Source organism: Micromonospora inaquosa, from assembly GCF_003857055.1.
Taxonomy (GTDB): domain Bacteria; phylum Actinomycetota; class Actinomycetes; order Mycobacteriales; family Micromonosporaceae; genus Micromonospora; species Micromonospora inaquosa.
The window spans coordinates 1-10,201 of the sequence record NZ_QGSZ01000112.1; the positions used below are offsets into that span (position 1 = coordinate 1).

7 protein-coding genes and 1 pseudogene are annotated in these 10,201 nt (G+C 64.9%); 3 read left to right on the forward strand and 5 right to left on the reverse strand.

What is annotated here, in order from left to right; translation table 11 throughout:
* Nucleotides 1–453: 453 nt before the first annotated feature.
* Nucleotides 454–876, reverse strand: a pseudogene (locus DLJ59_RS02520) (GmrSD restriction endonuclease domain-containing protein); the annotation flags it as partial.
* Between the two features lie 289 nt (nucleotides 877–1,165).
* Between DLJ59_RS02520 and DLJ59_RS02525 the strand changes: the two are divergent.
* Nucleotides 1,166–1,582, forward strand: coding sequence for an SLATT domain-containing protein (locus tag DLJ59_RS02525; RefSeq protein ID WP_124770902.1), 417 nt, complete (start codon nucleotides 1,166–1,168; stop codon nucleotides 1,580–1,582).
* A gap of 1,090 nt (nucleotides 1,583–2,672) precedes the next feature.
* Here the strand turns inward: DLJ59_RS02525 and DLJ59_RS02530 are convergent.
* Nucleotides 2,673–3,164 carry a hypothetical protein gene (locus DLJ59_RS02530; RefSeq protein WP_124770903.1) on the reverse strand — a complete coding sequence of 164 codons (492 nt, stop codon included), beginning with the start codon at nucleotides 3,162–3,164 and terminating at the stop codon, nucleotides 2,673–2,675.
* A gap of 222 nt (nucleotides 3,165–3,386) precedes the next feature.
* The gene (locus tag DLJ59_RS02535) at nucleotides 3,387–4,244 is read right to left on the reverse strand and encodes an META domain-containing protein (protein WP_124770904.1); all 858 of its coding nucleotides are present in this window, start codon (nucleotides 4,242–4,244) and stop codon (nucleotides 3,387–3,389) included.
* Nucleotides 4,245–6,020: 1,776 nt separating this feature from the next.
* Here DLJ59_RS02535 and DLJ59_RS02545 point away from each other — a divergent pair.
* On the forward strand, nucleotides 6,021–6,848 hold the full coding sequence (locus DLJ59_RS02545; protein ID WP_244235799.1) for a DUF5753 domain-containing protein: 828 nt from the start codon (nucleotides 6,021–6,023) through the stop codon (nucleotides 6,846–6,848).
* On the opposite strand, the gene DLJ59_RS02550 is transcribed toward DLJ59_RS02545, so the two are convergent.
* A complete protein-coding gene (locus tag DLJ59_RS02550; RefSeq protein WP_030334747.1) occupies nucleotides 6,845–7,234 on the reverse strand; it encodes a hypothetical protein in 390 nt (129 codons plus the stop codon). The two genes, DLJ59_RS02545 and DLJ59_RS02550, sit on opposite strands and share 4 nt — an antisense overlap.
* Nucleotides 7,235–7,832: 598 nt before the next feature.
* On the opposite strand from DLJ59_RS02550, the gene DLJ59_RS02555 reads away from it, so the two are divergent.
* Complete coding sequence (locus DLJ59_RS02555; RefSeq protein WP_030334746.1) at nucleotides 7,833–8,498, forward strand: HNH endonuclease family protein; 666 nt, start codon at nucleotides 7,833–7,835, stop codon at nucleotides 8,496–8,498.
* A 430-nt stretch (nucleotides 8,499–8,928) separates the two neighbouring features.
* On the opposite strand, the gene DLJ59_RS02565 is transcribed toward DLJ59_RS02555, so the two are convergent.
* Entirely contained in the window at nucleotides 8,929–9,162 is a 234-nt protein-coding gene (locus DLJ59_RS02565) for a hypothetical protein (protein ID WP_030334745.1), read from the reverse strand.
* Nucleotides 9,163–10,201: the final 1,039 nt, after the last annotated feature.

Here is a 10,201-nt window from a genome sequence, read left to right on the forward strand (position 1 = left end):
GGGTTTACGCTGTGGCACGCGGCCACCGCCAGATCTAACGTTATGTCCACAACAGACAGACGATCATGCGGTGGCCGCACCTCGTCCACCAGCCCCAACAGCTACATCTCAAACGGCGGCTGTCGTATTAGGGGACCGGACACGCAGAGCCCCGGCTTCCGCGCCAGGCGTTAGCTGGGACTGGCTATGCGCACCTACCTCGCCGAACGGTCGGCGCGACCGATGATCCGATTAACTCGCCGGGCCCTCCAAGGCCTGGCGCGCAAGCCGCGAGAACCAGGGTTCCAGGAACGGACCCGGCCGTTCCTGGAACCTCGCAGCGCAAGAACGCGCTCGTCTTCTGAACCCAAGTGGGGGTCTACTGTCCCTTCACGCAAGTCTGACCACGGTGACGGCCCAGGAAGGCCGCCAACGCGGCGCGCAGAACGAGCTGAACGGCGGTGGTCGCGCTGGCTAGGAGGCGCAGGTGTTGAGCATGCTCTGTAGTGCGGACTTCTCCGTGGACTGCAGGGTGAGGCTCCAGTTGTACTTCACGGTGATCCACATTTTGCTGTAGGTGCACCGGTACGACGACAGGGACGGTTGCCAGGTGGAGGGGTCCTGGTCGCCTTTGGATTGGTTGACGTTGTCCGTCACCGCGATCAGCTGCGGGCGGGTGAGGTCGTTGGCGAAGCTCTGCCGGCGGCTGGTTGTCCAGGAGTTGGCGCCGGAGCGCCACGCCTCCGCGAGGGGCACGACGTGGTCGATGTCGACGTTGGAGGCCGCAGTCCAGGTCGCACCGTCATAGGGGCTGTACCAGCGGCCCGAGGTGGCGGCGCAGAAGCTGTCTACGACGACGGGGGTGCCGTCACGCTTGAGGACCCGCTCGCGGGTGCCCCTGCCCGCTCGATGCTCGACCGCATGATGAAAACCTCGGCCGGCACTTGGCGGGATCTCACGGGGATGGTTCAGTAGGAGCCCACCCGCCGGCGTCGATGAGCAGCCATGCGGGGATCGGCCAACGCGCGACAATATCCGCCTGCCTGAACTGGTGCTCGGTCACGGCAGGGGTGAACATTGATGGCAGGTACTACTATCGGCCGGCGTGACGAAAGATTCGCAGGAGCCCATACAGTCAGACCCTCCCCGCCCTGGGCTCGAACCCCTTGAACTTGCGCTTGACCTAATGGTCCGGATTGAGCGTGGAAATCACTATGCCAGAACTCGGAAGCGGGCCTTCATGGGGCGAGCATCCTCTGTGCGGCTTGCCTCGCTCGCGTTGTCCGTCGCTTCGACCATCATCCTCGGCCTGCAGGATCTCGACTTCTGGGCGGGGCTCGGTTTCGCGTTGGTAGCCGTGGCGACGGTCGTGAACACGGTCGAACCGTTCTTCGCCTGGCGCTCCCGCTGGGTGCTGATGGAGGAGACCCAGTACAACTTTTATCGGCTTCGAGATGAGCTTTCCTACTACGTCGCCTCGAATCGCCCAGAGGACCTTGAAGTGGCAAAAATCCGAGAGATGTTTGATGAATACCAACGGATTTGGGGTGAACTTAGTACTCGTTGGCGGGAATATCGACGCTCCGGGTCCCCTGGCCTGTGATCTGGTGGGGCACCTTAACGCGTCGATGGCATCCCATCGAGCGACGCGTGGACGTCGCGCGGGCCCCGCCGCCGCCCAGAATGTTCCGTGTCCGGCGCAGTAAGTCGCAGTTGTTGCAGCACGGGCAGGATCAGGACGGCAGAGCCACTCCCACACCTCCCGCGTGCGCTTGGTGTTCCGCCGCGTCAGGATGAGCTGGGGCGGTGCGTCTCGGCGAGAGCCGATCAGATGGCTTGCGCATCGCCAACTGGCTCACGTTGACCAGCCGCGGTAAATCGGTGGCTGCTCGGGCGACGGGGAACTGGCGTGGATGGACCGGGACGTAGCCGGATATCATCGGCTGCCGGAAGCCCTCGCGCTCATCAACGCCCGTCGATGACGATCGTGCGAAGTGCCAGGACCAGAGGGCGGTAGTTGTAGATGTGCGCCCCTAACCCTATGACTGCGGATCAGATGCTCCCTGTCGGCCGATCCGGGATGCTATGCCCCTGTCTCGCCGGCCGTCTAGGATGCGCCGCTTCAACGCGCCCTGATAGTGGCAGTGTCACGGGTCGCGCGGTCTCCTTGAGCGGGCGATGAGGTGTGGGGTAGGGAGTGGCTCGCGGATAGGTCATTATTGATCTTGGTGGTGTGGTCGCCGTGTGGTCTCCAGCGAAAGCCAATGCGGGTCGATCCGTGTCACCCCAGGTAAACCGGGGCCAACGGTCTTGGTCACAGGCCCGTCCGGTGTGATAGGCGTGTGGTCGTCGGTCCGGGCGGTTAGCCGAGCCAACGCAGGTCAACCTGGGTCACTCCCTGCCCACGCGGGTCAACTCGCAGGTCGTTTCACTGGCCACTCGCGCCCCCGTAGCTCAGGGGATAGAGCATCGGTTTCCTAAACCGTGTGTCGCAGGTTTGGATCGTCCCCCGAGGACCCGTAGCCCAACATCGATTTTTCGTAGAGCGGTCGTCAGCGTTGTTCCTAACGGAGGCCGACAGGGCCCGTGTGCCCGGTATGGGATCCGCCCGGCTGCGCTCGTCAGGCCCGCTGCATCTCCCTGGACTCCGGGATCCCGTAAAGCTGAGGCCTTAGTGGACACCATAGTGACCCTTATGGACGTTGCTGGTCGGGCTGGTTTGCCCGATCCGATTTACCGACGAGGCGATGTAGCGAAGCGGCCGACGGCGAAAGCTCCCGCCGGGCGGCGTTGACGAACTCAAGGCGCCGCAACTCAACCTCATCGCGCAACTGACACCAACCGACCTCGTCGACGTTCTCCCGGATGCCAGTGCCGATGCTCCAGAAGGCCGCGTCTAACTTGAGGGCCGCTTCTACGATGCTCGGAGGTCCCACCAACTGCACCCGAGCGAGAGCTGCGTTCCATCCCGCCCAGTCGACGCGCTCAAGCTCCTTGGACCGCCAACGCACGAGCCCCATGTAGGTCGTGGCCTGCTCCTGTAACAGGGCTGCAGAGGTATCGGTTAGTACCGAGCGGGACCAAGCTCGACTCTGGCTGCGATTGCTCATCCAGCCGCCGGCAGCCACACCCAGCAGCGTCACGAGAACGCCGGTAGCAGTGGATAACCCCATTTCCCAATTCACGGGACCTCCGTCTCATCGCAGTGGCCACCCCCGATGGTGTCAGCTACCTACAACGAGGCCGAGCGACGCTGAGGCCGTGACGACCGCGTGGTCGGCGCCGTCGGGTCTGCCGCTATGCCGCTACGCCCTGCCCGCCGCCGGAGCAGGTGGTCCAGGCGCGGTGAATCGGCACCATGGCAAGCGGCCCGTGAAGCTGTCGTAACGGCGGTTGCGGGGCGGCGTTCAGCTCGTGGGGGATAGCCGGGCTGTCTCGTCTCCGCGTGCGTTGAATAGCACGAGTGCCGTGCCGTCGAGACCGGCTCGTCTGGCCGTCGTGACCCATTGTTCGATCGGCACGCTGTCAGCGCAGAACGCCAATGTGATTGCTCTCGCGGTTGCGAGCAGGGTGCCGCCTGCGGCGGTGATCCACCGACCGCTCTGGTCGTTGCAGCCGTCGGATCCGTGCCACTCGCCGTCCGCCGTTAACTCCAGGTAGGCCGCGCTGTGTCCGCTCTTGGGCACCCAACGGCCTATCGGCTGGCGCTGATCGGCGGGAACGAGCATCGTCGGTAGTGCTACTGCTGGTGCCAGGGCACGTCGCGCTTCGTCGGTGACCACCGGGGGCTCCAGCACGGAGTCGGCCTTGTCGGGCTCGGGGGGCGGTGTCGCCCCGGGAATCAGGCGGGCGACCGCTTGCCCACGTCCGTCCAGGAGTACGGGCAACCCCGCCCCGTCGGACTGGTAGGCGGTCACGCTCCGCAGCCACCCGGGTGTCTCTTGACTAGCCTTCTCGCAGCCAGGGGTGCTTTCGACGACGACCGCGGAAGCCGACCAGACGTCGGCGAGGAACACACCTTCATCGTTGGCCCGCCAGGACCCGCCCAGCGTGCCGCAGTGGCTGCCGATCAGGTGCAGTTCACCGGCTGCGAGGCGCAGGATCGTGCCCGCGCCGGGGTCGGCAACGTCAACGAGCGTCCAGGAGCCGATCAGCAGTTCCGGCGCCATCGACATTGCGGCCCCGGTGGTGCCCGTGACCGACGGCTTTGGGTCTGCTGCCTCCGGATGGCCCTGCCTCGCGCATCCGGTGAGCAGAACGCCCATCACGACCAACGTCGCGAGGCGCTCCTGACGCGTCTTTTGGCTTTCGATCCTGCGGTCTCCTGGCTCCTCCAGGCACCATCGGGCCGGAGCTGGGCGGCACTCGACGCACGACAGTTGCACTTCGGTCAACGGCTGTTAGGAGCGTTGGATGCGCCCGCGATCTCGTCGAGGCGCGACCCTCCACGCAGGATGCCCGTCGAATGACAGCCATGCCGCGCCGCCGCGCTTACCTAAAGGAATGCCGCCGCACAGAATGCTGTCTTTGCCGCGAGTGGTGGGAGACGAAGCCGGTCACCTACAAGTCGTCGGAGACGGCCAGAGGGACTTCGGTCGACGCATGAGCGGACCTTCACCTCTACTTGTCGGCATCAAGAACGCGGTCGGGTGCGGCCCCGACTTGCCCGCACCGAAGGATGCCGAAGCCAGCACGCCGCTGGCGGCTTCAAACGATCCTTGCGGTGACCTCGTCTAGCGCACGGCAGTGTCGAGCACGACACCTGGCATCCCACACAGGGGTACGTGTCGCTCGGAAAACGAGGTCGCCCGTGTATCGGGGATAGGCGTCCGAAGAATCGTTGGCTAGCAGCCCGCGAGTGTCGGCGGGCTGGTCTCGGCGGCCGTCTCTCAGGTCGCCGGGGCAGCCGCGCAATCGAGAAAGCCGTCCTTGTGTAGGCCGCCTTTCATCACACACTCTGTTCTTGATGATCAGGGCGGGTGGCCGCCCCTGACGCCGAGTAGACGGGTTCCACCGTTTCGGGCGAGATTTTGGCATCTATGCAAGCTTGCTCCAAGGAGGAACACCTTTTCGGTATCGGCATGCGTGAAGCGCCTGTACTAATGGGAAGAATGCGCGGGCGAGCTGTCAACCCGTCGATTGCGTGGAGGAGGCGCCTGAGTGGGCGAGGTGCTTCGGGCTCGCCGTGTCGCCTGTACCCACCGCTCGGGGTTTCGTAGAGTCCCACCAGCAGGCCGCGACAGGGTGCGCTGGTGTGCCTTGGCTTCCCGGGCCCACTACCGATACGCAGCAGGTGCAGGCTGGGAAGGCAGGTGCAGCACGGTGGTGCCACCCGAGCTCCAGCACGGCAGGTGTCGGCTTCCCGACAAATTGCCGAGGCTGAAAGGTATTCATGGCGTCGGTCGTGACGGATGTCGGCCTTAGTCGGTTACGTGTTCGGCAGTTGAAGCGTGTTGCTTCCTAGGGCGTGGAGGAATTTTCGCCAGGCATCGTTTGAGAACGAAAGGAGCGTGTGGGCGGCGGCCGAGTTGCACACCTCAACCGTCGTGGAGTAACGAGATACGTCGACGCAGTGATCGTTCTGGCATTTGGAGCTGCGACGGGTCCAGATGGGGTGGGAGTTACGATCTTCTTCCATTTTCCGATTCTCCTGGAGTCGACGTTTTGTTATCGGCGGTTTCGACGAATGGAAGCGCGGTACTGATGACGGTTCATGCAGAAATCGCCTTTGCTTGCGTGCCGAGCCGAGCCTCGGACGCGAGGAGAGCTTTACGGACCGTCTCCGGTTGTGTCGCGCTATGTAAGTACGGTAGCAGGGCCATGACCAGTTCGGCCATGAATGTCTGGCTCTTTCACCCGACTCGGTGTCCGAAGGGCTGGTCTGATAGCTTATTTCCCTCAGCGGCAAGCCGACAGCCAAAAGAGAATTGCTCTAGGCAAGTTTCCTCATTCATTTTGCCTTTTGCAGTTGCCGACTGGAGGGCGTAGACGTGACGACGGGCGGGCAAGGGCCTACCACGAATCGACGGCGCCTGCGCCTCGTGCTTCGCCAACTGCGCCTCGACCGCAGGCTTTCGCTTGAGGACGTGCGCCAAGAGATGGACTGGTCGCTGTCAAAGGTGACACGGATCGAGAACGGCTCGGTCAGCATCTCCGTCAACGACCTGCGGGCCCTGCTTGACTTCTACCAGGTGCGCAACGCTGATCAAGTGCGCGACCTGCTCGATTTAGCAAGGTTGGCACGCCGGCGTCACTGGGCCGCAGAGTATCGAGACTTCGTGTCCCCGTCCTATATGGACTTTTTGGGCTACGAGGACGACTCGTGGCGCATCAGCCAATACCACCCCTTCCTTGTGCCGGGCTTGCTTCAGACGGAGCGTTACGCCCGGCTGGTGGTGACCACAGGACCGCAATACCGCGTCGACAATCGGGCGGCAGACGCTCGGGCGCAGTTGCGCATGGCACGTCAGAGGCGTGTCTTCGCCCAGTCGAGGCGATGTGAGGTACGGATCGTCCTCGACGAACGAGCCCTCAAGTCCGTGGAGAACACCGACCTCATGCTCGAACAGATCGAACAGGTGCTGTCCCGACTGCCGGAGCTCGACCTCGTGGTTCTCCGCCGGGACACGGCCGCCAACTCCGTCCTTGTCGGCCCGTTCTCCCTGCATGAGTTCGAGTCAGAGGTAGATCCAGACGTGGTCTATCTCGACAACCTGCCGGACGACGTCGCACTCGTCGAGGACCACGCGGTGGTCGCCGGCTATAAGAGCTCCTTCGAGGATCTGTACCGCCAGGCGGCGGCGGGCGACGACGCTCGGCGCCTACTCGAGACCATCGGTGCCTCTCTGCGGGAGCAGGCACCCGCCTAGCTTTCCCGAGAGTGCCGCGGATTGGGTACGTCGACTCGCGAACCATCGATACCCGGGTCGCCCTGGTTGAGCCGCCTTGTGCCCAGCGCGGCGGATACGCGAATCTGCGTGACGAAGACGGGCTGGTGTGCCGCCAACCACTCGACCATGACGGCCAAGAGTCCTATCAGACCAGCCACTTTCAGATCGTCGACTTGCGTGCCGACAAACACCGCCACGGCCACGACGGTGCCCAGTGACCCACGCCGTCCGCGGGCGCCGACCGAGTAGGTGGGCCACCCGGCCGAACCGACTCCGTCCGACTCAGCGACGGTCACGACCTGTGGCGAAGGCGCGAGGTCCACAACCAGCTCGTGGCCCGCCGCCAGTTCCTGTGAACGCACCATGAGTGCGCTCCTCCTATGTCTATAAGGGGTAGCAAGACGCGGAATGCACTTGCCGTCCGCAACTCCCAACCTGCCCTGGGCGATCAGACGTATGCAATTTACGCCGCCGGGACCGTGGAGAAGCCGCGACACGCGGAGTGTTGCTCCCGTTGCCGCCGGTGATCTTGAGGGCCGCCCGAGTCCCCCTTGTCGGGCCGCCGGTTCCCATCGGCCTGCTGGTAGCCCTCGCTCACCCCCAAGCGAGCAGTTCGACCGATGCCGCTGTCGACCATGCGAGCACACGCTGCCGGGAGGCATCAGTTCTGCTGGTCGGGCCGGTGCCGGCAACGGCCCGCAGAAGGCCTCCAGCCAAGTAGGAGTGCACCCCTACCGCCGTTCGAAAGGTCCACCAACGCCGATCGCAGTCGCGCCGAGACCTTCAACAGCCAGCGAGCTCCGCCACGAGTCTGCCGGCAGAGAGTGTCGATGGGTGCCTTCAATGGGCGAGGTCTCAGCTCTGAGACCTTCGTGGCCGGTTCGCCACCCCTTCACAAGCGAGCCCATTGATGGACATGATGGTCAGGGACGGTTGCCATCCACCAACGTCGAGGAGGCCGCCATGCCGATATCCCAAGCCCCTGCTGATTTTCCGCGCGCCGTGCGCTACGTCGCCGCAGCCGTCCTTGCTGCCGCCGGTCTGGTCGGTGTTAACGCGCAGTCGGCGTCGGCCACACCTCCCGGAATCCCCTCTAAGGCGACGGCGCAGTCACAGCTCAACGCCCTGACCGTGGCAACCCAAGGCTCGACCAGCGGCTACTCGCGCGACCTGTTCCCGCACTGGATCACCATCAGCGGAAGCTGCAACACCCGCGAACAGGTCCTCAAACGCGACGGCACCTCCGTCGTCGTCGACAGCGCCTGCGCGGCCACATCAGGCCGCTGGTACAGCCCGTACGACGGCGCCACCTGGACGGCCGCCTCCGACGTCGACATCGACCACGTCGTCCCCCTCGCCGAGGCATGGCGCTCCGGCGCCAACTCGTGGACGACCAGCCGTCGGCAGAGCTTCGCCAACGACCTGAGCCGCCCGCAGCTGATCGCCGTGACGGACAACGTCAACCAGTCCAAGGGCGACCAGGACCCCTCGACCTGGCAGCCGCCCCTGTCGTCGTACCGGTGCACTTACAGCAAAATGTGGATCACCGTGAAGTACAACTGGAGCCTCACCCTGCAGACGTCAGAGAAGTCCGCCCTGCAGAGCATGCTCAACACCTGCGCCTCCTGACCACGATGCCCGGCTTGCGGTTCGCACCCCTTCGGGGTCGCAGACCGCAAGCCGGACGCTACGCCTGCTGAGGCGGCGGGCGGGCTGCTTGCGCCACTGGCCGCCCGCGCCGGCGGCGAGAAGGCGCTTGACCATGGCGAGGGCCTCGTCCTCGGTGTCGAACTCCCACCGCAGTGCCGGGCCGCTTTCGCTATCTCCGGCGCAGGCGGTGACCTTTCACCTGACCTGGCGGGTCAACCACACATCCCGGCGGCCCAGACGCCCCCAAATCCCGCTCCACCAGCGCCCCGCCACGTCCGCCACCAGCGCATCGTACGAACGTCCGAATCGCGGCCGGCGTGGGGTAACCGGTTGACCCGGATGGGGCTGTGCCGACCGTTCTGTGGTCCGAAATGGCCGCACCTCGGTGTGCTGGCTACCCGCGCTGACGTCACTCGTCGTGGGGGAGCGGCCCGTCGTACTGGAAGGTTGGCGGATCGTCCTCGCCGTCACAACGAACATAGCGGTACTGCGCGGGCGGGCTGGGGTGCTCGCGGATGCCGAGGTAGGCGCCGCTCTGCGGCAGGATGAGGAGCTGCGGAAGGAACCCGTTCTCGTCGACCTCGATCGAAGTGATGCGACCGTCGGCCGGTCCGCCGAGCAGCCAAGCCTCGACCGCGGGCATCAGCGATTTACCAGCAGCGTGGCTGCAGCCGTCAGTAGCCCCGCAACCGCCGCGACGAGCGCCGCCACTGCGCCGAGGAGACCAGTAACACCGGCGAGGCCGTCCGCTGCTGTCTGCCAGTCCGTGCGTCGTGATTGGCTGCGTCCACCCCAAGTCATGGCTGCTCTCCCTTACCAGTCGATGCGACGTCGCGTCGCCGCCTGCGGAGTACCTCAGCCGGCACGTTCAGCCGCTCAACCCGCAGCGGCACCATCTGTGGATAACTCGGCGCCTGTGGATTACGGCATGATCATCACGTTCTTCTGGGATCATCCGCCGCGCGGCGTCGACCGAAACGCTTGATTGACCGTGCTCAGCGACGAAATGGCAGAACGGGTCTGCGGTGCTGATCGCGTCCGGCGCGTTCGTCGAGGTGAAAGCGCTCGCTGCCCGTGGCTGGTCGCTCCTGACGAGGGAAGCCTGGGACGAGTACGGCGCGGAGTAGACGAACCGCCTCTTCGAACTGCCGCGCCGTTGCTGCCGGCGGGCCGGCCGGAGATGACGCATTGGCGGTTCCCGACGAGCGCGGATCCACCGGTTCCGGTCACCCTGCCGAACGTGGTGGTCAAACGCGACCCTCGGAAACTCAGCGGCCGGGTCCATTCAGTCGAACTCATCGAAGGCTTGGCCGGCGAGAATCTACGCGATCGTCCAGAGCGCCGCCGGGGTCCGCGGTGTGAGCTGTCTACCGCAACTCTTGGCGGAGCCCCGATGAGGCGGAAACGGGATTTTCACCTACATCGACGGCTGGTACAACACCCGCCGTATCCAGAAAGACCTCGGCTGGCGAACCCCAGACGAGTGCGAAACCGCATGGCACACCCACCAGGCACAGCACGACGAGACCACTATCGTTCAGCCCGAGCCCACCGGCGCTAGTGCCGTGACCACGAACGTTGACGGTGTTGGTCAGGCTGCGCGGGTAGCGGGTTGGCCCCAGTGTCGTTGTCGTTCGCTGCGGATGCGGGCTCGTTCTCGGCGTTGGGCGGCCAGGACGTCG